This is a genomic window from Rhodococcus sp. NPDC058639, assembly GCF_042717545.1.
GTDB lineage: Bacteria > Actinomycetota > Actinomycetes > Mycobacteriales > Mycobacteriaceae > Rhodococcus.
This window is the reverse complement of the sequence record NZ_JBHXRF010000001.1, coordinates 148,799-172,463: the sequence shown is the minus strand read 5'-3', so window position 1 is coordinate 172,463 and position 23,665 is coordinate 148,799. Positions and strand designations below refer to the sequence as shown.

Annotated in this window: 21 protein-coding genes; 7 read left to right on the top strand and 14 right to left on the bottom strand. The window is 66.8% G+C overall.

Annotated features, from left to right (window positions below; genetic code table 11):
• The 3 genes from ACFWU2_RS00790 to ACFWU2_RS00780 form a co-directional block, all read right to left on the bottom strand.
• Positions 1 to 603, bottom strand: a complete 603-nt coding sequence (locus ACFWU2_RS00790) for a histidine phosphatase family protein (RefSeq protein WP_378598833.1) — start codon at positions 601 to 603, stop codon at positions 1 to 3.
• A gap of 45 nt (positions 604 to 648) precedes the next feature.
• Entirely contained in the window at positions 649 to 3,987 is a 3,339-nt protein-coding gene (lysX, locus tag ACFWU2_RS00785; RefSeq protein ID WP_378598825.1) for a bifunctional lysylphosphatidylglycerol synthetase/lysine--tRNA ligase LysX, read from the bottom strand.
• A gap of 85 nt (positions 3,988 to 4,072) precedes the next feature.
• Entirely contained in the window at positions 4,073 to 6,205 is a 2,133-nt protein-coding gene (locus tag ACFWU2_RS00780) for an MMPL family transporter (protein WP_378598821.1), read from the bottom strand.
• Positions 6,206 to 6,251: 46 nt separating this feature from the next.
• Here ACFWU2_RS00780 and ACFWU2_RS00775 point away from each other — a divergent pair, with 46 nt between their 5' ends.
• Positions 6,252 to 6,767 carry a MarR family winged helix-turn-helix transcriptional regulator gene (locus tag ACFWU2_RS00775; RefSeq protein WP_378598818.1) on the top strand — a complete coding sequence of 172 codons (516 nt, stop codon included), beginning with the start codon at positions 6,252 to 6,254 and terminating at the stop codon, positions 6,765 to 6,767.
• Between the two features lie 21 nt (positions 6,768 to 6,788).
• Entirely contained in the window at positions 6,789 to 7,598 is an 810-nt protein-coding gene (locus ACFWU2_RS00770; protein WP_378598815.1) for a putative protein N(5)-glutamine methyltransferase, read from the top strand.
• A gap of 7 nt (positions 7,599 to 7,605) precedes the next feature.
• Here ACFWU2_RS00770 and ACFWU2_RS00765 read toward each other — a convergent pair whose 3' ends face one another.
• From ACFWU2_RS00765 to ACFWU2_RS00755, 3 genes are all read right to left on the bottom strand, one after another.
• Complete coding sequence (locus ACFWU2_RS00765) at positions 7,606 to 8,394, bottom strand: anti-sigma factor (protein WP_378598812.1); 789 nt, start codon at positions 8,392 to 8,394, stop codon at positions 7,606 to 7,608.
• Complete coding sequence (locus ACFWU2_RS00760; protein WP_378598809.1) at positions 8,378 to 8,959, bottom strand: sigma-70 family RNA polymerase sigma factor; 582 nt, start codon at positions 8,957 to 8,959, stop codon at positions 8,378 to 8,380. Before ACFWU2_RS00760 ends, ACFWU2_RS00765 begins: the two co-directional genes overlap by 17 nt.
• A gap of 171 nt (positions 8,960 to 9,130) precedes the next feature.
• Positions 9,131 to 9,763: an alpha/beta hydrolase gene (locus ACFWU2_RS00755; protein WP_378598806.1), complete on the bottom strand. Its 633-nt coding sequence runs from the start codon at positions 9,761 to 9,763 to the stop codon at positions 9,131 to 9,133.
• Positions 9,764 to 9,922: 159 nt separating this feature from the next.
• On the opposite strand from ACFWU2_RS00755, the gene ACFWU2_RS00750 reads away from it, so the two are divergent.
• On the top strand, positions 9,923 to 10,588 hold the full coding sequence (locus ACFWU2_RS00750; RefSeq protein ID WP_378598803.1) for a fasciclin domain-containing protein: 666 nt from the start codon (positions 9,923 to 9,925) through the stop codon (positions 10,586 to 10,588).
• 40 nt (positions 10,589 to 10,628) lie between these two features.
• Entirely contained in the window at positions 10,629 to 11,219 is a 591-nt protein-coding gene (locus tag ACFWU2_RS00745) for a lipocalin family protein (RefSeq protein WP_206038684.1), read from the top strand.
• A gap of 71 nt (positions 11,220 to 11,290) precedes the next feature.
• Here the strand turns inward: ACFWU2_RS00745 and ACFWU2_RS00740 are convergent, their stop codons facing one another.
• The 3 genes from ACFWU2_RS00740 to ACFWU2_RS00730 all read right to left on the bottom strand — a co-directional run bounded on the left by ACFWU2_RS00740 (position 11,291) and on the right by ACFWU2_RS00730 (position 15,760).
• Positions 11,291 to 12,763 carry an SDR family oxidoreductase gene (locus ACFWU2_RS00740; RefSeq protein ID WP_378598800.1) on the bottom strand — a complete coding sequence of 491 codons (1,473 nt, stop codon included), beginning with the start codon at positions 12,761 to 12,763 and terminating at the stop codon, positions 11,291 to 11,293.
• A gap of 7 nt (positions 12,764 to 12,770) precedes the next feature.
• Positions 12,771 to 14,153: a TIGR01777 family oxidoreductase gene (locus tag ACFWU2_RS00735; RefSeq protein ID WP_378598797.1), complete on the bottom strand. Its 1,383-nt coding sequence runs from the start codon at positions 14,151 to 14,153 to the stop codon at positions 12,771 to 12,773.
• A 221-nt stretch (positions 14,154 to 14,374) separates the two neighbouring features.
• A complete protein-coding gene (locus ACFWU2_RS00730; RefSeq protein ID WP_378598794.1) occupies positions 14,375 to 15,760 on the bottom strand; it encodes a cryptochrome/photolyase family protein in 1,386 nt (461 codons plus the stop codon).
• A gap of 28 nt (positions 15,761 to 15,788) precedes the next feature.
• Between ACFWU2_RS00730 and ACFWU2_RS00725 the strand changes: the two genes are divergently transcribed.
• The gene (locus tag ACFWU2_RS00725; RefSeq protein ID WP_378598791.1) at positions 15,789 to 16,013 is read left to right on the top strand and encodes an RNA-binding S4 domain-containing protein; all 225 of its coding nucleotides are present in this window, start codon (positions 15,789 to 15,791) and stop codon (positions 16,011 to 16,013) included.
• 13 nt (positions 16,014 to 16,026) lie between these two features.
• Here the strand turns inward: ACFWU2_RS00725 and rraA are convergent, their stop codons facing one another.
• Positions 16,027 to 16,521 carry a ribonuclease E activity regulator RraA gene (rraA, locus tag ACFWU2_RS00720; RefSeq protein WP_169620837.1) on the bottom strand — a complete coding sequence of 165 codons (495 nt, stop codon included), beginning with the start codon at positions 16,519 to 16,521 and terminating at the stop codon, positions 16,027 to 16,029.
• A gap of 169 nt (positions 16,522 to 16,690) precedes the next feature.
• On the opposite strand from rraA, the gene ACFWU2_RS00715 reads away from it, so the two are divergent.
• Complete coding sequence (locus ACFWU2_RS00715; RefSeq protein WP_378598786.1) at positions 16,691 to 17,440, top strand: FadR/GntR family transcriptional regulator; 750 nt, start codon at positions 16,691 to 16,693, stop codon at positions 17,438 to 17,440.
• Between the two features lie 30 nt (positions 17,441 to 17,470).
• On the opposite strand, the gene ACFWU2_RS00710 is transcribed toward ACFWU2_RS00715, so the two are convergent.
• On the bottom strand, positions 17,471 to 17,851 hold the full coding sequence (locus ACFWU2_RS00710) for a DUF5313 family protein (protein ID WP_378598783.1): 381 nt from the start codon (positions 17,849 to 17,851) through the stop codon (positions 17,471 to 17,473).
• A gap of 17 nt (positions 17,852 to 17,868) precedes the next feature.
• Entirely contained in the window at positions 17,869 to 19,710 is a 1,842-nt protein-coding gene (locus ACFWU2_RS00705; protein ID WP_378598780.1) for an AMP-dependent synthetase/ligase, read from the bottom strand.
• 151 nt (positions 19,711 to 19,861) lie between these two features.
• Here ACFWU2_RS00705 and ACFWU2_RS00700 point away from each other — a divergent pair, with 151 nt between their 5' ends.
• The gene (locus ACFWU2_RS00700; RefSeq protein ID WP_378598777.1) at positions 19,862 to 21,415 is read left to right on the top strand and encodes a succinic semialdehyde dehydrogenase; all 1,554 of its coding nucleotides are present in this window, start codon (positions 19,862 to 19,864) and stop codon (positions 21,413 to 21,415) included.
• Here the strand turns inward: ACFWU2_RS00700 and ACFWU2_RS00695 are convergent.
• Positions 21,384 to 22,958 (bottom strand): MDR family MFS transporter, encoded by a 1,575-nt coding sequence (locus tag ACFWU2_RS00695; RefSeq protein WP_378598774.1) that lies wholly within the window; start codon positions 22,956 to 22,958, stop codon positions 21,384 to 21,386. The genes ACFWU2_RS00700 and ACFWU2_RS00695 overlap by 32 nt on opposite strands.
• Positions 22,955 to 23,620 (bottom strand): TetR/AcrR family transcriptional regulator, encoded by a 666-nt coding sequence (locus ACFWU2_RS00690; protein WP_378598771.1) that lies wholly within the window; start codon positions 23,618 to 23,620, stop codon positions 22,955 to 22,957. The genes ACFWU2_RS00695 and ACFWU2_RS00690 overlap by 4 nt, the downstream gene beginning before the upstream one ends.
• Positions 23,621 to 23,665 lie beyond the last annotated feature (45 nt).

Genomic DNA, 23,665 nt, shown 5'->3' with positions numbered 1-23,665 from the left:
TCACACCCGGAGGGTGTCCCTCACATGGCCGGTCTCGTTGATCGAGGCGACCCGGCGCGCACCCGTGCGAGAGACGAGGATGCGGGTGACCGACGTGTATTCGATGGGGAACATCAAGGGCCGCGGAAGGCCGAGCAGGTCTTGCAGCACCATGTTGATCACTCCGCCGTGCACGAAGATCGCGGCGGTGTCGGAGTGATCGCACGAGGCCACTACATGGTCGAGTCCCCGCAGTACCCGCGTGCGGAAAAGTTCCGCGTCGACGAAGTCCGGTAGCTCGCCGGCACGGATTCGGTCGTAGGCGTCCGACGCGACGGTCTTGGCGGTCTCGATGGTGAGGTAGTGGTCGAGGCCGTAGTCGTACTCGGCGAGATCCTCCACTTGTTCGACCTCGAGCTGCCGAGTCGCGGCAACCGGTTCCGCGGTCTGCGCCGCGCGCTGTTGGGGACTCGAGAACAGCCGCGTGATCCGGTACGGCGCGAGCGCGTCCGGGAGACGTTCGGCTTGCCGTCGTCCGCCCTCCGTGAGCGGCGGGTCGACCGGGAGCCCGGTGCCGGAACGCGCGTTGTCGGGCTCCGCGTGGCGGATCAGGAGTAGCTGCACGGACCCCACGATGCCAGGTGCGGCCGTTTCACGTGAAACCGCCTGTCAGGGCCGGCGCGGCTTCGCGAACGGGAACGCCAGCGACTCGCGGATACTGCCGCCGAGGACGAGCATGACGATCCGGTCGACACCCATACCCAGTCCGCCGGTAGGCGGCATCGCGTACTCGAGGGCTTCCAGGAAGTCCTCGTCGAGTTGCATCGCCTCTTCGTCGCCGCCTGCGGCGAGCAATGACTGCCGGGTGAGACGGGCACGCTGGTCGACGGGATCGGTGAGTTCGCTGTAGGCCGTGCCGAGTTCGACTCCCCAGGCCACGAGATCCCACTTCGCGGCGACACCCGGTTTACGCGGGTGGGGCCGGGTCAGAGGTGACACCGACGACGGGAAGTCGGTGTAGAACGTCGGGAATTCGGTGCGGGCCTCGACGAGGCGCTCGTACATCTCCTGCGCCGTTGCGCCCGCGTCCCACGACGGGTTGTAGGCGATCCCGTGCTCGTCGCAGAGACGTCGCAGCACCTCGACGGGCGTTTGTGCATCGACGAACGTGCCGAGTGCTTCGGAGAGCGCGTCGTGGAACGTCTTGACCGGCCACTCTCCCGAGATGTCGATCTCGGTCGATGTGCCGTCCGGATTCGGGCGCAGGACGACTTCCCGGCCGTGTGCCGCGCGTGCGGCGGCCTGGATCAGTTCGCGGGCGACGACTCGCATCTTTTCGTAATCGCTGTGTGCCTCATAAGCTTCGAGGATCGTGAACTCGGGATTGTGCTTGAAGTCGGCACCCTCGTTGCGGAACACGCGTCCGATCTCGAACACCTTCGTCATGCCCGCGACACACAGTCGTTTGAGGTACAACTCGGGGGCGATCCGGAGGTAGAGGTCGGTGTCGTACGCGTTGATGTGCGTGACGAACGGCGCCGCGTTGGCGCCGCCGTGTACCGCCTGCAGGATCGGGGTCTCGACCTCGAGGTATCCGCGGGACTGGAGTTCCTCGCGCAGCGACCGCACGACCGCGCTCCGGCCGGCGAGATGTCCTCGCGCCCGGGTGTCGATCGCGAGGTCGAGGTAACGCTGCCGCACTTTCGTTTCGGGATCGGTGAGCCCGTGCCACTTGTCGGGTAGGGGGTGCAGGCACTTGCCGTCGATCCGCCACGAGTCGGCGAGCACCGAGATCTCCCCGCTCCGGCTGCGTCCCATCCGGCCGGTCACCTCCACGAGGTCACCGAGATCGAACAGGAAGCGCTGGCCGGCAACGCGTTGGCTGTCGACGAGAATCTGGATGTCGCCGGACCAATCGCGCAGGACCGCGAACAGCACATCACCGAAATCCCGGATGCGCATCAACCGTCCGGCGACCACGACGCGCGTGCCGGTGAGGGCGGTACGTGCTTCGGCGGCGGTGTGTGTCGGGGCGATCGCGACGGGATACGGGTCCACCCCGTGCTCGATGATGCGTTCGAGGGTCGCCCTCCGCACCCGGTCCTGTTCCGGACGGGTGTCACTGCGGGCGTGGACGGTGTCGGCGTCGTCCGGTGCGGAGTCGGGTGCGCTTCCGTCGTCGTGCAGTGCTTCTGCCGAGTCGACGTTGTGGGGGAACGACGAATGGGTGCCGGTGTGGGTGCGTGTGGTGCGACGGCCGAAGCTCGGCAGGGTGAGGAATCCTTCGGCGACGGCTGCGGCGAGCGCGACCCGCGGGATCTCCCGTGTCTCGCGGAAGCACAGATACCGCGGTACCCACTCGGGCCGATATTTCACGTTGGAGCGATACAGCGCCTCGAGTTGCCACCACCGCGAGAAGAACAGCAGGATCGACCGCCACAGTCGCATGATCGGCCCGGCTCCGAGGCGTGAACCCTCTTCGAATGCGGAGCGGAACACCGCGAAGTTGAGGGACACTCGGTGGATACCGAATTCCGTTGCCTGGGAGCACAGTTCGGACACCATCAATTCGACGACGCCGTTGGGAGCGTGCGGATCGCGCCGCATCAGATCGAGGGAGACTCCGTCGGAGCCCCACGGGACCAGCGACAGCATCGCGACAACCGACCCCTCCACCACTGCCTCGACGAGCAGACAATCACCGTCGATCGGATCACCGAGACGCCCGAGGGCCATGGAGAACCCACGCTCGGATTCGGTGTCGCGCCACGCGTCGGCGCGCTGCGCAACCGCAGACATCTCGATCGGTGACAGATCCCGGTGGCGTGTGATGCGCACTGTCGCACCGTATTTCCGCGCGCGATTGACGGCTTGGCGGACGGGACGCATCTCACGACCTGTGAGAGTGAAACTGTCCGTGGACAGCACTGCCTCGTCGCCCAGTTCCAGAACGTTCAGTCCCGCACGGTGATACGCCGTCGCCCCTTCCCGGCTCGCGCCGAGCACAGCGGGTGTCCAGCCGTAGGCGCGTGCCAGGTCGAGCCACTCGTCGATCGCGTGGGGCCAGGCTTCCGGGTTTCCGATGGGATCGCCGCTCGCGAGGCAGACTCCGAGTTCGACTCGGTAGGTCACCGCAGCTTTGCCGCTCGGCGCGAATTCGACCGCCTTGTCGCGCCGCGTCGCGAAATAGCCGAGCGAGTCGTCGCTCTGGGACAGGAGCCCCCGGATCGCCGATTCGTCGGGTCCGGTGAGGGCGTTGGTGGAGCGCTGGGACCGGAACAGCACCACGACGGCGGCGAGCACAGCCAGTGCGCCGAGCAGACCGAGGGTCGTGTTGACGAATCCGTGCGGGCGACCTGCGAACTGATCGTTGTCGATGAAGCCCAGCGCGGTAACACGGTTCAGTGCCCACAGGAAACGGTCGGCGGGCGGCAGGGTGCCGGGAAAGAGTTCGACCAGACCCCATCCGGCGAGCGTGCCGGCGACCAGTCCGCCTGCGAGCACACCCACCGACGTCCACACCGCGCCGCGCCGGACCCGGGTGTAGAACTCGGGGTACGCGAGGAGGAGGACGGCCACCGCTGCGAGATGCACAACCAGGGCCACCAGGTGGGTCGCGTCGCTCTCGACGATCGCGGACACGAGGTTGGTGATCGTGAAGCCACCGAGGTAGATCGTGAGAATCCACCACGCGATGCGTTTACGCCCTGCGACTGCTCCGGCGAGCAGTCCGACGACCAATGCGAGCGAGAGGCTCGTGTCGGGGGCGTCGAAGTAGTACTCGTCGATGTACTCGCGCGGCGTGCGGATCAGAAATCGGAGGGTGGGAGAAATCGACCACAGGGCCATCGCGATCGCATACACGCCGAGGATCAGCCCGGCGATGTGCGGAACGGCGGTGAGGTGGCTGCTCAGGCGTGCCGACAGCGACGGGTGGGGCTCCGGGGTACGCCGCTCCCGGGCCGTGGAGGGTGAGGGCGAGGGCGGCGCTGTGGGATCCGCAGACATGCACCGACCGTAACGCTACGGCCGGTGCACGGCGTCGGGAACCCTCCGAGTGACCGGCGGGAGCGCGGTCACTTGGAGTGCATCCCTATCGAATTCGTCCGGAATCGGTTGTGGGTGTCACGCCGGGCGTGTCGTCGTCGGTCGCGGCGTGTTCGTCGGGCTCGTGCCGGGACAACGCACTCGGCCACCAGATCTTCTTGCCGATGTCGATGGACAGCGCGGGCACGAGGAGCGCTCGCACCAGCAGGGCATCGAGCAACACACCGAACGCGACGATGAACGCCAGTTGTGCGAGGAACAGCAACGGGATCACAGCGAGCGCCGAGAACGTCGCGGCCAGAACGACACCCGCCGAGGTGATGACGCCGCCGGTGACGGTCAGCGCCCGCAACATGCCCTGCCGGGTGCCGACCTTCTTGGTCTCCTCTCGGACTCGGGTCATCAGGAAGATGTTGTAGTCGATACCCAAGGCCACGAGGAACACGAAGCCGAACAGCGGCACCACCGGATCCGCACCGGGGAAACCGAATACGTGGTTGAACAACAGCGACGACACGCCGAGTGTGGCTGCGAACGACAGGATCACGGTGAGCATCAGCAGGATCGGTGCGACGACGGCGCGCAACAGCACGATGAGCACCAGCAGCACTACCAGGGTCACCACCGGAATGATGAGGGTCCGGTCCCGGGTGGCAGTGTCCTTGGTGTCGAGGTCGACGGCGGTGGGGCCACCGACCAGCGCATCGGAATCCGGCACGGCGTGGGTCACGTCGCGGATTCTTTCGACGGTCTGTTCTGCGGCGAGCGAGTCGGCGGGATCCGACAAGGTTGCCTGAACCGCGACGAGTCCGTCGATGACGAGAGGTGCGTCGCCCGGACCGGTGACCGGTCGGGCCTCCGTGACACCTTCGACCCCGGCCGTGGCGTCGACGATTGCGTCCAGCGAGGATTCACGCGCGACGACGATCGTGGGCGAACCGGTGCCCGCGTCGAAGTGCTCGCCCAGGATCTCCTGGCCGGACTTCGAATCGGTCTGGAGGAGGAACACGTCGGAGGACGCGACACCGCTGGCCTTGAACTGGGGAGCGAGTATGGCGAAGGCAACGAGCACGAGCGTGCACACGATCCAGATGGGTCGGGGCTTGGAGCCGACCCACCGGGCGACACGGCCCCAGAAGCGGTGTCCGCTGTCGATATCGTCCTGGTCCGTGCCGGGTTCGTACTTGGGCCGGCTGGGCCAGAACGCCGTCCGGCCGAGCAGGACGAGCGCGGCGGGCAGGAAGGTGACGGAGGCGAGGAAGGACGCGGCGATACCGATCGCCGCGACCGGACCGAGGCCGCGGTTGGAGTTCAGGTCGGAGAGCAGCAGGCACAGGACGCCGAGGATGACGGTGCCGGCGGACGCGGCGATCGGTTCGATCGACCCGCGGAGCGCAGCGCGCATCGCGGTGTACTTGTCCTGCTCCATCCGGAGTTCTTCGCGGTATCGGGATACGAGGAGCAGTGCGTAGTCGGTGGCGGCGCCGAACACCAGGATGAACATGATGCCCTGGCTCTGCCCGTTCAGCGCGATGATGTCGGCGTTGGCGAGCTGGTACACCACCAGGCTCGCGAGCGCGAGGGCGAACACCGCCGAGATGATGACGACGAACGGCAGGATCGGACTCCGGTAGACCACCACGAGAATGACGAGGACGACGCCACCGGCGACGAGCAGCAACAGCCCGTCGATGCCCCCGAAGGCAGACGACAGGTCTGCGGCCTGACCGGCCGGTCCCGTCACGTGGACCGTCAAGCCTTCAGGGGCGTTCTCCAGCGCTGTCCGTAGTTCTTCGACGGCGTCCCCGATCTCCCCGGAGGAATCGATCGGGACGATCATCTGCACCGCGCTGCCGTCCTCGGACGGAATCGGCGGGGGACCGGCCGATTCGGACGCGATGAACTCGATGTCTTCGGGGGTGATCGCACCGTCGCGTTCGGCCACCACGATCGCCGGGATGAATTCGCTGCTGCTGAACTGCGCATAGAGCTCGTCGGCCCGGGTGGACTCGGCGGAGGCCGGGAGAAACGAACTGGCGTCGGTGGACGCGACTTCGCTGAGTCTGCCGGCGAACGGCCCGCCTCCGCCTGCGGCTACGAGCCACGCGATGAGGAGGAGGGCAGGGAGCAGCCACCTCCAACGACCGGTCTTTCGCGGGGGTGCGGTTGCAGTGCTCAAGATTCCTCCTGGCGTAAGCGAATATCCGAATACTAGATTATTCAGCGTGCTGAACGATGCGGGATCCGACGATCTCGAGGCGTGGCCCACCGGGCGGTTGCTCTCCACCGCTGCCCGCCTCGTCGAACAGGCGTGGGAGCAGCAGCTTCGCAAGCGGGGGCTCACTCATGCCGGGGTCATCGCGCTGCATTCGATTGCGGCGCAACCGATGTCCCAACGAGAAATGGCGCGGGCGTGTCGCGTGACGGACCAGACGATGAGCCGCACCGTCGACCATCTCGTGCGTGGCGGATTCGCTACCCGCTCCGTCGATCCCGCCGACGAGCGCCGGATGCGGGTGCAGATCACGGCCACAGGCGCTGCGGAATACCGCCGGGTGCTCGAACTCGAGCGAGACGACCACGTCGCTGTCGGCGAAAATATCGCGTCTCCGGTGTCGGTCTCCGATCCGGAGACGTTGCGCCGCCTGCTCGTCGAACTCGTCCGCGCGCACCGGGGCAGCTCCACTCACCCGACCGGTAGTACCCCCGCCGCCGGCGATCCATCCACGCAAACCGGTTGACGTTGCGCGATAGGGTTCACCATGGCTTTCGAACAGCCGATACCGCCGCAGCCGAACTCGTCGCAGCAGGTGCCCTCGCCCGCCGTCGTCGCGGCGCTGCGCCGGGGCGGATGTGTTTTCGCCGAAGACGAAGCGCGCCTGCTCACCGATGCCGCAACCTCCGAGCGGGAAGTGGATGTTCTCGTCGCGAGACGGATTGCCGGGGAGCCGCTCGAGCATCTCCTCGGGTGGGTGCAGTTCTGTGGCATGCGGGTCGCGGTGACGCGCGGCGTGTTCGTCCCCCGCCGTCGCACGGAGTTCCTGGCGAGATGCGCCGCGCGGGCGGCTCCGCCGAACCCGGTCGTCGTGGACGTGTGCTGCGGGTGCGGTGCGGTGGCGTCCGCACTCGTGGCGATGCTGGGCGTGTGCGAGGTGTACGCGACCGATATCGATCCTGACGCCGTGCGATGCGCGCGGCTCAATCTGCCCTACGAGCGGGTGCTCGAGGGTGACCTGTGCGCGTCCTTGCCCGGCTCCCTGCTCGGTCGCGTCGACGTGCTCGTCGCGAATGCCCCCTATGTCCCGTCGGGAGCAATCGAGTCGATGCCGCGTGAGGCGCGGTGCTTCGAACCGCGCGTCGCGCTCGACGGGGGTGAGGACGGGCTCGACATCCATCGGCGGCTCGCCGCCGAGGCGGGACGCTGGCTGGCGCCCGGAGGGCATCTGTTGATCGAGACCGCAGCGACTCAGGCACCCGCCGCAGAAGAGATGCTGACGCAGGCGGGGTACCGCCCACGAGCACTTTTCTCGCACGAGTCGGACGCCACGGTCGTCGTCGCTGACCGTAGGTGACATCGCGTCAATCCAGTGGCAGTTCGGCGAATATCGACGTCGGCGCGGTGGATCCACCGGCGGGTTCCACACTGAATCCGAGGGCGGTGGCGCCGGAGATGTCCTCGAGCAGCGCGGTCGTGGACGGTGCCACGTCCGCCGGGGTCATCGTGCCCGCGGACTCCGGTCCGTCGGGCCCGATCAGCCACATCTGGTAGACGGTGCCGTCGGCGGGTGGTGCCACGTTGTTCATCACGAGCACGCCGGCACCGGCGTCCTCGGAGAAGACGACCGTCACCACGCCGCCGCCCTCCAGCGTGCCGGTGGTCGTGCGGACGTCCTCGGCGGCGAGCACCCTCTCGGCGAGGGGACTGTCGGTCGTCTGGGGCCACTGGTTCGCGACGACGACACCGCCGAGCGCCACGACCACGGCTACGGCCGCGGCGAGCAGGAAGTTCCGTCGCCTGCTCTGCCGGCGACGTTCGTCGAGCGAGATGACGTCGGTGGGCGAGTCCTCGATATCCGGATCGGTGTTCTCCGCGCCGCCGTGCTCCGCGGGACGGTCGGTGGCGCTCTCCGCGGCGACGAGAGCGAGCAACCGGCCTCGTAACCCGGCGGGCGGCTCGGTCGCGGTGGCCGCGGACATCTCGGCGAGTGTCTCCCGGGTGTCCCGGAGATCGGCGGTGAAACGCTCGACCGTTTCGGGCGCGGCGTCGTCCAGCCGTGCGGTTACCTCGTCCCGCTCGTCGGGTGCGAGTGCGTTTAGGGCGATCACGGGCGCCATGTCGAGCAGGTCCCGATCATTTTCGAGCGCCATCAGAATTCACCCCCAAACAGGTCTTCAATCGGAGTAGTCCGTCGCGGATCCGCGACTTGACGGTGGGTAGCGTCGATGAAAGTTCTTCGGCTACTTCTCGATACGTGTATCCGCCGTAATAGGCGAGTTCGACGGATCTGCGTTGGAGATCGGTGAGTGAGCCCAGGCAGTCGGTGACGCGGCGGCGATCGTCACGCTGGGTGACCTCTTCGCTCACGGAGTCGAAAGCGGAGTCCACATTCGCCGAGCCGTAGCGCGACTCCCGGTCGGCGCCGGACTGCTCGCTGCGAACACGATCGACGGCCCGCCGATGCGCGAGCGTGATGATCCACGACAATGCGGATCCCTGGCTCGTATCGAAGCTCCCGGCCGATCGCCATACCTGGAGGTAGACCTCCTGCGTCGTTTCCTCGCTGTAGCCGGGATCGCGCAGGACTCGCAGGACCATGCCGAACACCCGTGCCCGTGTGGCGTCGTAGAGTTCGGCGAACGCGGCCTGATCCTGTGCCGCGACGCGCGTGAGTAGCGCCCCCAGGGTGTCGGTGTCTCTACCGACGCCGGTCATCGCCTCAGTCCGCTCATCGAACGAAAGCCTAGCCGGACGAAACCGGCGGCTCAAGACATCGGAGTACAACACGGCCATCACCGCCGTGAATTACGGGAGCGCCGGGCCGCGGCGTCGGCAGCGCCCGGCGCCGCAATTCCACCGCCGGGCGGGTGAGCGGACCGTGGGGTGTCAGGAAGCATGATCGTCTCCAGGGGAGGTCAACGGCTCGCTGGTGAGGGTGCACACCAGAAAATCGGCGGTCGTTCTGGCCCACCAGCCGGGGTCCGTGAGCAGGAAATGGCCGGCTCCGGGCAAGGGACGCCAGCGCGCGTTCACTCCGCGGTCGCGGGCGGCCATCGTCTGGCTCTGAGTGGCGCGCGGGTCCGTCTCATGGTCTTCGGTTCCGTGCGCGACGAGCAGATGACGGCCGACGGGTATGTGCTCGGAGTCGTTTTCGGGCCACCACGGTGCCAGGGCCACGACGGATTCCACCCCGCCCTGCGAGGCCAGATGTGCGGCGACCCGCCCACCCATCGAATGGCCCACGAGGCCGATCCGGGTGTGGCCCCGCCGGGTGGCGCGGTCGAGTGCTTCCAGGGCATCGCGGACCGGACTCATGTGCGTGCCGTTCCATCCTCTGTAGCGGTATCGCACCTGCTCCACGGTGATGTGATGCGGGCGTAAGCGTGAGCTCAGCGTGTGGGTGAACGCCGTCATCCGGAGCTGGGACGCATGCCACGGGCGCGGCGGCTCGGTGCCGGCCGGCCTGCCGCCCGGAAGCACCAGCACGTGGGCCCGTGAACGGCCCGGAACAATCTCCATGCCCGTCGTTCGTTGCAGCCCGCATTGCGGATTGGTCAAGGGCGTAGAAGGAAAAACTCCACGCCACGACCCATCCGCCTTCACACTGGTAGCGAATGACCCCTGACACATCGATCGGCGTGGTCGTCCAGGCCACGGCTTACGAAGGGAATTTCAACCATGAATATCGCTACACGTAAGAGCCTGGCGGTCATCGGAATCGGTGCGATGTCCGCGTTCGGTGTCGCGGCCTGTTCGTCCGACGATTCCGACTCTGCGTCGGACACCTCGGCAGCGACCACGACCACCAGTTCGGCAATGGAGACCACGGAAAGCACCTCGGCTCAGGCTGCGGCAGCAGGTCCTGTCGGTCCCGGTTGCGCCGCATACGTAGAGGCGAACCCGACCGGTCCCTCGTCCGTCGAAGAACTCTCGACGCAGACGATCACCGAGGCTGCGGGTAACGTGCCGATCCTCACCACGCTGACGCAGGCGGTCTCCGGTCAGCTCAACCCCGACGTCAACCTCGTCGAAACACTCGACGGCGGCGAATTCACCGTCTTCGCACCGGTTGACGAAGCGTTCGCGGCACTCGACCCCGCCACGATCGAAACACTGCAGACCGACTCCGGGACGCTGACGGACATCCTCACCTACCACGTGGTTCCGGGTGAGCTCACCATCGACGACGTCGCGGGCACCCAGACCACCGTGCAGGGCGAGACTGTCGAGGTAGCCGGTTCCGGCGATATGTGGACGGTCAACGGCGCCAACGTGATCTGCGGTGGTATCGAGACCGAGAACGGCGTGGTCTACCTGATCGACGGCGTCCTGACTCCGCAGTAAGTGCTCTCTCCAACACACCCCTCGGGAAGGTCAGGCATCGATGCGGAAAATCCGAAGCAGCGTTCGGGGACTCGCGGCGGCGTTCATCGCCGCCGCGGGTGCGGCTGTTCTTGCGGCGCCGGCTCAGGCCGCGCCGCTCACACCCGTCCCGCAGTTGGACGTGAACAGGTATGTCGGGCAGTGGTATCAGCTCGCTGCGAATCCGGCGCCGTTCAACATCGACTGCGTGCGCGACACCACAGCGAACTACACGTTGCTCGACGAACGTAACGTCCGAGTGGAGAATTCGTGCACCACGGTGACCGGTGAGCGTCGCGGCATCGTCGGAAATGCAAGGGTGAACGACACTGCGCAGCTGCATGTGTCGTTCCCCGGAGTACCGTCCCAGGATTCCTTGGACGGGCCGACCAACTACATCGTCACCTACCTGGCAGACGACTACTCGTGGGCGTTCGTCGGTGATTCGACACGCCTGTCCGGGTTCGTGCTGTCGCGTTCTCCGGTGGTCGATCCTGCTGCGTGGCAAGAGATTCGACGCGTCGTCGAAAACAGTGGGTACAACGCGTGCCTGATGCTGACGTCGCCGACGACCGAGGGGATGCAGGAGATCAGACCGCTCTGCACCGTCTAGTACCGGTCGGGGAGGGAGGAGGGCTTGCCGTGTGCCGTGAAGGCAGGCCCTCCTTTCCGTTTCGGTTCCGGTCAGGAATCCGATCGTGACGCCGTGCCCGCGATGTTCTCGAGCATGCCGCGGAAGATGATGCCGTGGAACGGCAGCAGCGAGTACCAATACAGTCGCCCGGCGATACCTTTGGGAAAGAAGATCGCTCGTTGCGTCAGTCGGGTGCGGTCGGCCGCGAGCCGTTCGACCCTCCATTCCAGCCATGCCCCACCGGGTGCCCGCATCTCGGCGCGTAACCGGAGGAGTTCGGGGCGCTCGATACGTTCGACCCGCCAGAAATCGAGCGCATCGCCGGTGTGCAATTTTTGCGGATCACGGCGCCCTCGGGTGAGGCCGACACCTCCGGAGAACCGGTCGAGCCACCCGCGCACAGTCCACGCGAGCGGGAACGAGTACCAGCCGTGTTCGCCGCCGATGCTTTCGACCACCGCGAATACCCGGTCCGCCGAGGTGTCCGATTCGAGGGAGCGTTCGTCGATATAGACGACCTCGCCCGCCCAATCCGGGTCGGACGGCAGCGGATCTGCGGGTGCGCCCACGGGGGATGCGCTCGACCAGCTTGTTTCGACTTCACCGTGTTCGAGCCGGCTGAGCGCGAGGCGCACCGCCTCGCGGTATCCGGTGAGTCCACCGGGCGGGGGAGGGATCACTGCGTCGATGTCGTGATTCCGCATCACCGCATCCGAACCCAGCGATTCGATGAGCGCCCGGCCGAGTCCCGGCGGGATCGGCGTGACGAGCCCGATCCACAGGCCGGCGAGTCGTGGGGTCAGGACGGGAAGCACGACGATGCGTCGCCGGGCCAGGCCCGCGACCTCGGAATACTGTTGCATCATCTCGCCGTACCGCAGCACGTCGGGACCGCCGATGTCGTACGTCCCACTGCGGGGAAGGGGCGCGTCGGCGGCGGCGACGAGATAGTGCAGGACGTCGCGCACTGCGATCGGCTGGATCCGGTTGTTCACCCAGCGCGGTGTGGTCATCACCGGTAACCGGTTGCTCAGGTGCCGGATCATCTCGAACGACGCCGACCCCGACCCGATCACCACGCCCGCCTGGAGAACCAGGGTGGGAACACCTGATTCGAGGAGGATCCGTCCCACCTGGGCGCGAGAACTCAGATGTGGTGACAATTGCCCGGATTCGGGGTGCAGACCGCCGAGGTAGACCAGGCGCGACACCCCGGACTCGCGCGCGACGGACGCCACGTTCTCCGCGGCTCGCCGCTCGGCTTCGACGAATTCGTCTCGGCCACCCATCGAATGGACCAGGTAGTACAGGACATCCACGTCCCGGCACGCCTCGCGGAGAGACCCGGGATCGGTGAGATCACCACGCACGATTTCCACATCGTCTGCCCACGGCACGTCGCGTAGTTTGTCCGGACTGCGTGCGAGCACCCGTACCTGATAGCCGGCTTCGAGCAGTCGCGGGGCGAGCCGTCCGCCGATGTATCCGGTGGCGCCGGTGACGAGGACACGGCCGGCGGTCACGCGGCCGTCACTTCCCGTTCAGGATGTGGCCGAGTTGGTGCCTGAGCGACGACTCGAGGTCGGGTCTGCGGAATCGATGCCCGATGTCGAGGAGTGTTTTGGGAACGACGAACTGACTCGCGCCGGCGATCTCGCGTGCACCTTCGTCCCCGAGCAGCAGGCGGGGACCGAGACCGGGGACGGGCAGCAGCGCGGGACGATGGAGGACACTCGCCAGGGTCCGCGTGTACTCGTCGTTGCGGACCGGCTGCGGCGCCACCGCATTCACCGGTCCCGAAACGGACGGATCCGTCAGAGCGCGGTGATAGACGTCGAGCAGATCGTCGATATCGATCCAGGACAACCATTGCCGGCCGTTACCCAGCTTGCCGCCGAGGCCGGCGGAGAAGAGCGGCCGCATCAGTTGCAGGGTGCCTCCGCGTGGAGTCTGCACGATTCCGGTCCGAACCTGGACCACTCGCACACCACCCTTCTCCGCGGGCTGCGTCGAGGATTCCCACTCGGCCACGACGTCGGCGAGGAAACCCGCTCCGCGCGAGGACTGTTCGTCCAGAGGCGCATCACCCCGGTCGTATCCGTAGAAACCGATGGCGGAGGCACACACGAATGTCGCCGGCCCGTTGCTGGTGCCGGCGGCGAGTTCGGCGAGTCGCCACGTCGGCGCGACCCGGCTGTCACGGATGCCGGCCTTGTGCGCCTCGGTGAAGCGTCCGGCGATCGAGGCGCCCGCCAGATGGATGACGGCGTCGACGCCTTCGAGCAGGTCGGGCGCGGGATCGATCGGATCCCACTGCCTTTCCTGATCCAGTTGCTTTTCCCGGAGTCCGTGAACGGGCCGGCGCACCAGGCGCACCACCCGGTAGCCACCGGCGCTCAGGAAAGCGGTCAATGCGCTGCCCACCACGCCGTGCGATCCGGTCACCGCGACCGTGCGGGGACAAACTCCCTCGGTGTGCGCCCGGCGGTGGCTGGCAACGTCGTCGGCGAGCTGGCGGTGACGATACCGAAATGTCTGGGTCAGAACGCGTTCCGGGACCGGTGTGTCCACTTTGTCGGTCACGCGGGTCCGGAATTCGTCCACGACATCGAACCGGTGTTCGTGCTGCCACGACCGGATCAGGTTCGGTGGCAGGGACATCAATCCGTCGCGACCGAGTGCATCGACGAAACGGTGAGGGGGGTCGTAACCTTCGGGCTGGTGATCGGAGATCCAGCGCAGGCCACCCGGGAGGCCGAGGACGGCTCGTCCGTCGGCCAGCGAATCGGCTTCCGACACCACGCTCATCGGTTGCCAGGGCGGAATCAGTCGATGTACGGCGCCGGGGCGGGTGTGCCACGCGAACACGTCGTCACGAGGGGCGTCGACGATACTGCTGTACTCGATGCCCATGTTTCCTCCGGGCTGGGTCCGCCGTTGTGGTGCCGCGATTGTCGGGATCCGGTGTGCGGCGCCGGTACTCCCGGCGCCGCATTCCGGTCAGGCTGGAAGCACGCTGAGGAGGAACAGGTATCCCTCCACCAGCGGGGTGTGGATGGCCAGGAATGCAGTCTCGACGAAATCTCGCAGCACGGTGTCTCCTTATTGTCGGAGGCGGACGGTCCGCCTGTTTCTCATTCGGCGCGACCCGACCGGTGGATGGGTCGATTCTTCGAACGAATCTCCCCGTACCGTTCGAGCGCCACCCGGCGTTCGTGAGCGTGGTCCACCAGGGGCGCGGGATATCCCTCAGGCGGGCCGTCCGGCAGCGTGTGCACCCGGCTGCCCACGACACTCCGCAGTTCGGGTACCCAGCGCCGGACGTAATCACCCTCCGGATCGAATTTTTCGCCTTGTGCCGTGGGATTGAATATCCGGAAGTACGGCGCGGCGTCGGTTCCGGTCCCCGCGGTCCACTGCCAGTTGTGCTGATTCGAGGCGAGATCGCCGTCCACCAGGTGCGTCATGAAGTGCCGGGCACCCCGCCACCACGGAATGTGCAGATCCTTGGTGAGGAACGACGCGACGATCATTCGGACCCGATTGGGGACGAAGCCCGCCGCCAGAAGCTGGCGCATACCGGCGTCGACTATCGGAAACCCGGTCCGCCCTTCGCACCACGCGGCGAACAGCGCGTCGGCGTCGGTACCGGTGTCGTATCGGATCGCGTCGAACGTCTTGTTGTAGTTCCGCCGCGCGGTGTCGGGGCGGTGGTGCAGCACATCGGCGTAGAAGTCGCGCCACGCGAGTTCGCTGCGGAACGTGGTGGTTCCGGCACCGGAGTGGTCGCGCAGATCGTGCACGAGGGTGCGGGGATGAATGCACCCGAACTTCAGGTGGGCCGACAACCTGCTCGTGCCGTCGACCCCGGGGCGGTCCCGGTCGGTCGCATACCGTTCGAGATCGTCGGCGAGGAACTCTCGCCAGCGGGTGAGGGCGGCCCGCTCGCCGGCCGGAGGAACCGCGACGTCACCGGCGTCGGGGATCGCTGTGCGCCCCGGCGCGCCCGCCGGATCGATCCAGTCGATGGTCCCGGCGTCGGTCGCTGCGGGTGGCCGCACGTCGTGTTCTAGCCAGGCGCGCCGGTACGCGGAGAACACCTTGTAGGGCGTGCCGTCGGGTTTGGTGATGCGCCCCGGCGAAACCGCGTACGGCGATCCCGTGGACACCAGCTCCACACCCTCGAGCGCGTCGGCGACGCGCGCGTCGCGCCGTGCGCCGTACGGACCGAAATCGGCGCTGATGTGAACCTCGGATGCGTCGAACGCGTGAGCCACCGCGGGCACGGCGTCCGCCGGATCACCTCGCACCACGAGGAGTCGGCCGGACAGGTCGTCGTCGAGGGCACGGAGGCACGACATGAGGAACGCGCGCCGGCGTGGCCCGGACGGACGGAGCAAGGCGTCGTCGAGGACGAACAACGCGACGCCCTGCTGCGCGATGTCGGTCGCGGAAAGGACGGCGGGAAGATCGCGCAGCCGGAGGTCGCGTCGGAACCAGACGATGGCGGGACGGCTCATCGAACCAGTGTGCTGGACAATGGCTGGCATGTCCGATGTCTTCGAAGTACCGATCCGTGACGAGTCGATCAGGCTCGGCCAGTTCCTCAAGTTGGCGAGCCTGATCGAGTCGGGTGCCGAGGCCAAAGAGGTCATCGCGGACGGCCTGGTCTCCGTCAACGGTGAGGTCGACGTGAGACGAGGCCGTCAGCTACAGGTAGGTGATGTGGTCGAGATCGGCGGGATGAGCGCGCGGGTCGCGCGCGACGCCTGACCTGCGTTCGGCGTCAGTTCTCGGCGCGCACGACGACGCCGTCGTGGTCGCTGTAGACGATCTCGCCGGGGTTGAACGTCACGCCGCCGATCTCGACCGGCACGTTCTTCTCGCCGGAGCCTGTCTGAGTGCTCTTACGGGGGTTGGTGCCGAGTGCCTTGACCCCGATGTCGAGCGTGCGCAGGATCGCGGAGTCCCGGACCGCGCCGTTGACGATCACCCCGGCCCAGCCGTTGTCGACCCCGCGGCCGGCGATGATGTCGCCGACGAGCGCGGTGTGGATGCTGCCGCCACCGTCGACGACGAGCACGCCGCCGTTGCCGGGCTCGGACAGGGTCTGCTTGACGAGCAGGTTGTCCTGGAAGCATTTGATCGTGGTGACGGGGCCGGCGAACTCGCTGCGGCCACCGAACTGGATGAACTGGGTGTCGCAGCTACGGATGTCCGGACCGATCTCGTCGGCGAGGTCGGCGGTTGCGGTGAATGCGTGGGCAGTGGCTTCGCTCATGTGCTGAGGATAAAGGGGCGCACGGCGGGCCGTCCGGACGGCGGGGACGAGAGCACGGCAATCAGATTGATGATTAATCTCTTCGCAGGCCAAAGCGTTAGATCCTTGTATCCTTCACAAAGGTTCACTTATGCCGGTGAACGGCCGACTAGGAGAACAGGACGGGGACATGCCACTCGACGGACGTTCGACGATCGTGCGTGTGCCCAAAGCCGGGGAACTGATCGCGGCGAATCTCCGCCGCCAGATCATCACCGGTGAACTCGAAGCCGGCGAGCCACTTCCCAACGAGGCCGCGCTCATGGAGCGGTTCGGCGTCTCGCGCCCGACGTTGCGCGAAGCGTTCCGGATTCTCGAGTCGGAAGGCATCATCACCGTTCTGCGCGGCGCCCACGGGGGCGCCCGCGTGCAGGCGCCCGACAGGTCCACCGCAGCCCGCTACGCCGGCCTGCTGCTGCAATATCGGGGCGTTCCCCTGGCCGACGTCTACCGCGCCCGCACCGAACTCGAGGTCGCGGCGGTGGGTTTGATCGCGGCCGATCCCGACGGGCGGATCGACCAACTCGCCGCCGTGGTCGATCGGGGAGAAGCCTTCGTGGATGATCCGCACGCGTTCGCGAAGGCGAACACCGAGGTGCATCGCACGGTCATGGAACTCGGCGGCAACGAGACGCTGAACACGCTGGCCGGCATGCTCCTCGACATCATGGATGCCCATGCCGCCCTGTACATTTCCTCGCGCGCCGAGCCGGACCGGCCCGGTGTGGCCGTCGCATTGCGTGCGAGCCGCAAACTCGTCGCCTTGCTGCGCGCGGGCGACCCCGGCCGGGCGCAAGCCTTCTGGCGTCACCATCTCGACAAGGTCGAGAAGTACATGACCGGCGACAGCGAGACCACGCTGGTGGAAGTGCTGTCGTAGGCCGGTACCGGCGCACGGTGACGCCGAGGCTCAGACGGCCCGGCCCATGCGACGCTCGTAGTCCTCGCGTTCCCGGGCCGCCCGGTCACGGGCCTTCTCGCTCAGCAGTTCGGGATCGATTCCGTGTTGCTGCAGGCGATGGCGCTGCCACACCGGCATGAGTGCCGCCGAGAAGTAGACCCAGGGCAGGTACAGCAGCAGCATCATCGCGAAGGGGATCCAGACCGGGCCCGGGATGAGCAGGAACAGCATCAACGGCGGGATGATCGGCAGGTTCCAGCGCAGCAGATAGCGCCGTGCGCCTCCGGGGCCGAGGATGTCGTTCCGAACCCACTCGCGCATCTCGGGCGGCAACGTGCGACCGACCATGTATCCGAGGCGCTGAAACAAATTAGGTCGTGCACTACTCATATCGACAGCATAAGCCCTCAGTCGTAGAGACCCACCAGGCTGTCCGAGAACGAGTCCACCACCACTTTGCGGCGCAACTTCATGCTCGGCGTCAGGTCGCCGGATTCCACCGTGAGTTCGCGATCGATGATCGTGAACTTCTTGACCTGTTCCCATCGGTTGAGATGCAGATTCAGCTCCTCGATGTACGTCGAGATCAGGCCGCGCGTCTTCTCGTGCTGTGAGATCTCCGCGAAACTCGCGCCGTCGAGGCCGTTCCTCCCGGCCCATGCGGTCACGGTCTCCGGGTCCAGGCCCACCAGCGCGACGCAGTACGGCCTGCCTTCGCCGTACACGATGATCTCCGACGCGTACCGGCAGATCCCCTTGAACGTCGCCGCGGTCGCGGACGGCGCGACGTACTTGCCCTGCGAGGTCTTGAACATGTCCTTCTTGCGGTCGGTGATCTTCAGATAACCGTCCTCGATGCTGCCGATATCACCGGTGCGGAACCAGCCGTCCTCGGTGAGCGACTCGGCCGTTGCGTCGGGCCGATTGTGATAGCCCGTCATGACGCCCGGGCCCTTGATGAGCACCTCGCCGTCGTCGGCGACCGCGATCTCGGTGCCGGGCACCGGACGCCCGACCGTGCCGATCCGGTTGGAGTCCGGACGGTTGACACACGACGCGGCCGCGGTCTCGGTGAGCCCGTACCCCTCGAGCACCGGGATACCCACCGCGTCGAACCACCTGCCGATGTCCGGATCGAGCGGCGCGGAACCGGAGATGAAGAAGCGCAACCTGCCGCCGAACCGCTCGCGAACGGTGGAGAACACGAGTCGATCGGCGAGCGCGTAGCCGAGCTTGTCGCGCGCCCCCGGGGACCTGCCGTCCTGCCGGGCCTGCGACATCTTCAGCCCGACGCCGACGGCCCAGTCGAAGATCCTCTTCTTCGCACCACCCTCGTCTTCCATCATGGATTCGATTCGGGCATGCGCCTTTTCGAAGATCCGTGGTGCCGCCCCCATGAACGTCGGGTGCACGACCGCGAGGTTCTCGACGATCTTGTCGACTCGCCCGTCCACCGCTGTCGGAAAACCGATCTGGAGGGGAAGGGTCAGCAGCACCTTCCCGAACACGTGCGACAACGGAAGCCACAGGTATTGGAGGTCGTCGGGACCGAGGAGGCCGATGGCGTCGATCGCGGCGGCCTCGTACGTCCAGGCCGAGTGCGGCAGACGAACACCCTTGGGCTTTCCCGTGGTCCCCGACGTGTAGATGAGGGTCGCGAGGTGATCCGGCCGGATCCGCTGGATACGGTCGGAGACGGCGTTCGGGTTCTCGGCGAGCAGCGTGCGTCCCAGGTCCTCGAGATCGTCGTAACCGAGTACCCAGTCGCCGTCCCCGTGGCCGTCGACGATCACCACCGCGGAGACATCCGGCAGTTCGTCCCGGTGCTGGACCAGCTTGCCGACCTGGTCGGCGTCCTCGGCGATGACGACCCGGCTTCCCGAATCCGCCACGATGAACGCGACGTCGTGGGCGTTCGTGGTGGGGTAGACCGTGGTCGTGGCCGCGCCGGCGCACATCACTGCGAGGTCGGCGAGCACCCACTCGTACCGCGTGGTCGAGGCGAGGGAAACACGGTCCTCGGGTTGGATACCGAGCGCGATGAGACCGGCGGCGAGCAGGCGCACGCGCTCACCCGTCTGAGCCCACGTGACCCCGATCCATTCCTCCGCACCCATCGGAAACCGGAAGGCCTCGGCATCGGGAGACGCGGTGATGCGGTCGAGGAACATGTGGGCCACAGAGGGCGCCCGGTTCTCGATCTTGTCTCGATCGACCTTCTCATCGGGTATGCCCTTCGATGTGGTCATATGCCCCAGTCTAGGAAGCCGTGCCGCGCGGGAGGCCCGGTTTCGCGGGGCGACTCACGACCCGAACGGAGGCGGGCGGTTGTGACAGGGGCCACCTTCCGAGGGTACGTTTGGTGTAACTCCGAGAACTACTCACCGGTAGGGGTGTCTTATGCCTGCTCCGAGCGCTGCGACCTTCGCACGTCTCGCCGATCTCATCGCCATTCCCGACACGGCGGACCGGCCCACGCGGCCTGTCGTCGAGGCGTTCACCGGGAAGGAGATCGCGTCCATTCCCGTCGGAACCGCCGACGACGCAAAGGCGGCGATCGATCGTGCCCGCACGGCGCAGGCGGCCTGGGCGCGGATGCCCGTCGCCGAGCGCGCGGAGATCATCCTCCGTTACCGCGAACTGGTTTTCGCGCGGCGCGACCGGCTGATGGACATGGCTCAGGCGGAAACGGGTAAGTCCCGAACGTCCGCGCAGGAGGAGGTGCTCGACATCTCGATGACGGCGCGCCACTACGCGCGCGTCGCTCCGAAACTGCTCGAGCCCCGCCGGGCGACCGGGATGCTTCCCGTCCTGACGAAGACCACGGTTCTGCACCATCCGAAGGGTGTCGTCGGCGTCATCGCGCCGTGGAACTACCCGATGACCCTTGCGGTGTCCGACGCGATTCCCGCGTTGCTCGCGGGCAACGCGGTGGTGCTCAAGCCCGACAGTCAGACGCCGTACTGCGCTCTCGCAGTCGCCGAACTGCTGTACGAGGCAGGCGTGCCGCGCGATGTGTTCGCCGTGGTGCCCGGCCCCGGATCGGTGGTGGGCACGGCGATCGTCGAGAACTCGGACTACCTGATGTTCACCGGTTCCTCGCAGACGGGCCGGTTGCTCGCCGAGCAGGCCGGTCGGCGCCTGATCGGGTTCTCCGCCGAACTCGGTGGCAAGAACCCGATGATCGTCACCGCGGGAGCGAACCTGCGCAAGGTCACCGACGCGGCCGTGCGCGCGTGCTACTCGAACTCCGGGCAGTTGTGCATCTCCATCGAACGTATCTACGTCGAGAAGTCGATCGCTCCGGAGTTCCTGCGGATGTTCGGCGACCGCGTGCGCGCGATCAAGCTCGGAGCGTCCTACGACTTCGACAACGAGATGGGCTCCCTCGTCAACGAGACCCAGGTCAAGACGGTGTCGGGCCACGTCGACGATGCGGTGGCGAAGGGCGCGACGCTGGTGGCAGGCGGCAAGGCCCGCCCCGACCTCGGTCCGCTGTTCTACGAACCGACCGTGCTCACCGACGTTCCCGAGGACGCCGAGTGCTACCGCGACGAAACCTTCGGTCCGGTCGTGTCGGTGTACCCGGTCGACAACGTCGACGAAGCGATCCGGCGTGCGAACGACACCGAGTACGGGCTCAATGCCTCCGTGTGGGCGGCGACCAAGGCGCAGGGCGAAGAGATCGCGGCGAAGGTTCGCGCCGGCACTGTCAACGTCGACGAGGGTTACGCACCGGCGTGGGGCAGCATGGATGCTCCGATGGGCGGCGTGGGGATCTCCGGCGTGGGCCGCCGGCACGGCGCCGAAGGGCTTCTCAAGTACACCGAGTCGCAGACCGTGGCCGTCACCCGGGTGCTGAACCTCGACGGTCCGCGCGGCCTTCCGAGGCAGGTCTGGGCCAAGATGCTGCCCCCGCTCGTCAAGGCGATGGCGTGGCTGCCGGGTCGCTGACGGCCGGGTCCGTACGCCGCGTGATGGTGGTCGCGAGGGGCTTCTCGACGACGAAGCACAGCAGTACCGCGGCCACCATCGCCAACGGGCCGATCGCCAGATAGATCGGTGTGAGGGCATCGTTGTAGGACTCGAGGATCGGCTGCTGCACGGCGTCGGGCAGCGTGTGCACCATGGCCGGGGTGAGGGAATTGGCGTCCTCCGCGGCGAGGCCCCCTTCCGGGACCCGCTCCAGGAGAAGAACACTCAGGCGGGTGGCGAACACGCTGCCGACCACGGCCGAACCGAGCGTCGCTCCGATCTGCCGGAAGTAGTTGTTTCCCGCCGTGGCGGTGCCGACCTCTTCGACCGGGAACGAGTTCTGCACGACGAGCACCATGATCTGCATGGATGCGCCCAGCCCGATCCCCAGCACGGCGAGGAAGCAGCACAGCACCCAGATCGGTGTGTCCACGGTGAGCAGGGACAGCAACAGCATCGCCACCGCGACGAGCACCGAGCCGACGATGGGCGTCACCTTGTATCGGCCGGTCCGGCTCACCACACGTCCGGCCAGCGTCGAGGTGATCAGCATCGATCCCATCATCGGGAACATGAGCAGGCCAGCGACCGTTGCGCTCCGTCCGGCCACCATCTGCAGGTAGGTCGGCATGTATGCCGCGACACCGAACAACGCGATGCTGTTGAGGAGACCGGCGAGGGTGCTCACGTCGAAGTTGCGGTCCCGGAACAGGTGCAGCGGCAGAATAGGTTCTGCCGCACGGCTTTCGATGAACAGGAACAGAACTGCCGTGGCGAGCGTCCCCGCGATGAGACCCAGCACCACGGGAGAGGTCCACGGGTAACGCGAGCCGCCCCAGGTGGCGACGAAGACGAGAAGCGTCGTGGCGAGGGACAGGACCGTCATCCCGGCGACGTCGATGCGGGGCCGCGAGTTGCGGGTGCGGGGTAGCCGTAGAAAGAACGCCACCGCGATGAAGGCGAGTACGCCCAGCGGGAGGTTGATGTAGAAGACCCACCGCCATCCCGGTCCCTCGGTGAACCAGCCGCCGAGCAGGGGACCGGCGACCGAGGACACCGCGAAGACACTGCTCATGATGCCCAGGTACTTTCCGCGTTGCCGGGCCGGAATCACGTCGGCGACAGTGGCCTGCGACAACACCATCAGTCCGCCACCGCCCGCACCCTGGGCGGCGCGGCCGATGATCAACCACGTGATATCTCCTGCGAACGCGCTGATGGTCGAGCCCACCAGGAAGATGGTCAGGGCGGTCAGCAGAAGTGGCTTGCGGCCGAACAGATCTCCGAGTTTTCCGTAGATCGGCATCGTGATCGTGGACGCGAGGATGTACGCGGTGACGATCCACAGCATCTTGTCGACACCGTGGAGTTCGCCGACGATGGTGGGGAGCGCGGGGTTGAGCACGGTCTGGTTGAGCGACGCGACGAGCATCGTCGCCATCAGTCCGATGAAGATGAAGGTGATTGCGCGGCGGTCGAATTCGGTGTGGCTGCGCGGCGCGGCGGTGGCGGTGGCATTCACGCTCGCGTGACCTCCCTGAAGTGTGCGCAGGTGCGGCGGAGGATCGAGTCCGCGTCGCCCTCGGTCCCGTTCCGCAGGTCGAGCACGGGAGCCATCGCGGTGCGCATCACGGCACCGGCGACCGTCACGATCAGCAGGGCTGTCTCTTCGACGGTGTGCCCGTCGTGTCCGTCGGGGGAGGTGCCGGGCGTCTGAGACTCGGCGAGGCGTGCGGTGACGAGGTCGGCGACGAGTGCCTCCACGGCATCGATGTGCTGAAGGCGCCGGCGCGCCAGTTCCGGGTGGCGGTCGAGCAGCGTGACGTATTCGCCGTACGTGATGAGGCGGTGGACCGAGGTGCGGAACACCGCGAGCAACAGGAACGCGACCTTCTCGACGACGTCGTCACCCGCCTCGATGTGGAAACCGTCGGCGATGTCGTCGTGGATCACCGGTGCCTGCTGGCCCAGGACGGCGTCCTCCTTCGACCTGAAGTAGTTGAAGAAGGTGCGCGGCGAGATCTCGGCCCGTTCCGCGACCGCTTCCACTGTCACGTCCGAGAGGCGGTCGTGCACGGCGGCGGACTCGGCCGCGGCGAGATGGATTGCGGCCCACGTGCGGGCCCGCTTGCGCTCGCGATGGGAACCTTTCGCGTCCTGGCCCCTGGGCTCCGCTGCAGTCATGAAGTTTTACATTAGTGCAAATATAGGAATCTGCAAATGTTGTTC

Excerpts from the sequence above, each read along its gene's own strand:
- lysX (WP_378598825.1), bottom strand. The coding sequence starts at position 3,987 with ATGTCTGCGGATCCCACAGCGCCGCCCTCGCCCTCACCCTCCACGGCC.
- ACFWU2_RS00770 (WP_378598815.1), top strand. The coding sequence starts at position 6,789 with ATGGCTTTCGAACAGCCGATACCGCCGCAGCCGAACTCGTCGCAGCAG.
- ACFWU2_RS00765 (WP_378598812.1), bottom strand. The coding sequence starts at position 8,394 with ATGGCGCTCGAAAATGATCGGGACCTGCTCGACATGGCGCCCGTGATC.
- ACFWU2_RS00760 (WP_378598809.1), bottom strand. The coding sequence starts at position 8,959 with ATGACCGGCGTCGGTAGAGACACCGACACCCTGGGGGCGCTACTCACG.
- ACFWU2_RS00755 (WP_378598806.1), bottom strand. The coding sequence starts at position 9,763 with ATGGAGATTGTTCCGGGCCGTTCACGGGCCCACGTGCTGGTGCTTCCG.
- ACFWU2_RS00750 (WP_378598803.1), top strand. The coding sequence starts at position 9,923 with ATGAATATCGCTACACGTAAGAGCCTGGCGGTCATCGGAATCGGTGCG.
- ACFWU2_RS00745 (WP_206038684.1), top strand. The coding sequence starts at position 10,629 with ATGCGGAAAATCCGAAGCAGCGTTCGGGGACTCGCGGCGGCGTTCATC.
- ACFWU2_RS00735 (WP_378598797.1), bottom strand. The coding sequence starts at position 14,153 with ATGGGCATCGAGTACAGCAGTATCGTCGACGCCCCTCGTGACGACGTG.
- ACFWU2_RS00730 (WP_378598794.1), bottom strand. The coding sequence starts at position 15,760 with ATGAGCCGTCCCGCCATCGTCTGGTTCCGACGCGACCTCCGGCTGCGC.
- ACFWU2_RS00725 (WP_378598791.1), top strand. The coding sequence starts at position 15,789 with ATGTCCGATGTCTTCGAAGTACCGATCCGTGACGAGTCGATCAGGCTC.
- rraA (WP_169620837.1), bottom strand. The coding sequence starts at position 16,521 with ATGAGCGAAGCCACTGCCCACGCATTCACCGCAACCGCCGACCTCGCC.
- ACFWU2_RS00715 (WP_378598786.1), top strand. The coding sequence starts at position 16,691 with ATGCCACTCGACGGACGTTCGACGATCGTGCGTGTGCCCAAAGCCGGG.
- ACFWU2_RS00710 (WP_378598783.1), bottom strand. The coding sequence starts at position 17,851 with ATGAGTAGTGCACGACCTAATTTGTTTCAGCGCCTCGGATACATGGTC.
- ACFWU2_RS00705 (WP_378598780.1), bottom strand. The coding sequence starts at position 19,710 with ATGACCACATCGAAGGGCATACCCGATGAGAAGGTCGATCGAGACAAG.
- ACFWU2_RS00700 (WP_378598777.1), top strand. The coding sequence starts at position 19,862 with ATGCCTGCTCCGAGCGCTGCGACCTTCGCACGTCTCGCCGATCTCATC.
- ACFWU2_RS00690 (WP_378598771.1), bottom strand. The coding sequence starts at position 23,620 with ATGACTGCAGCGGAGCCCAGGGGCCAGGACGCGAAAGGTTCCCATCGC.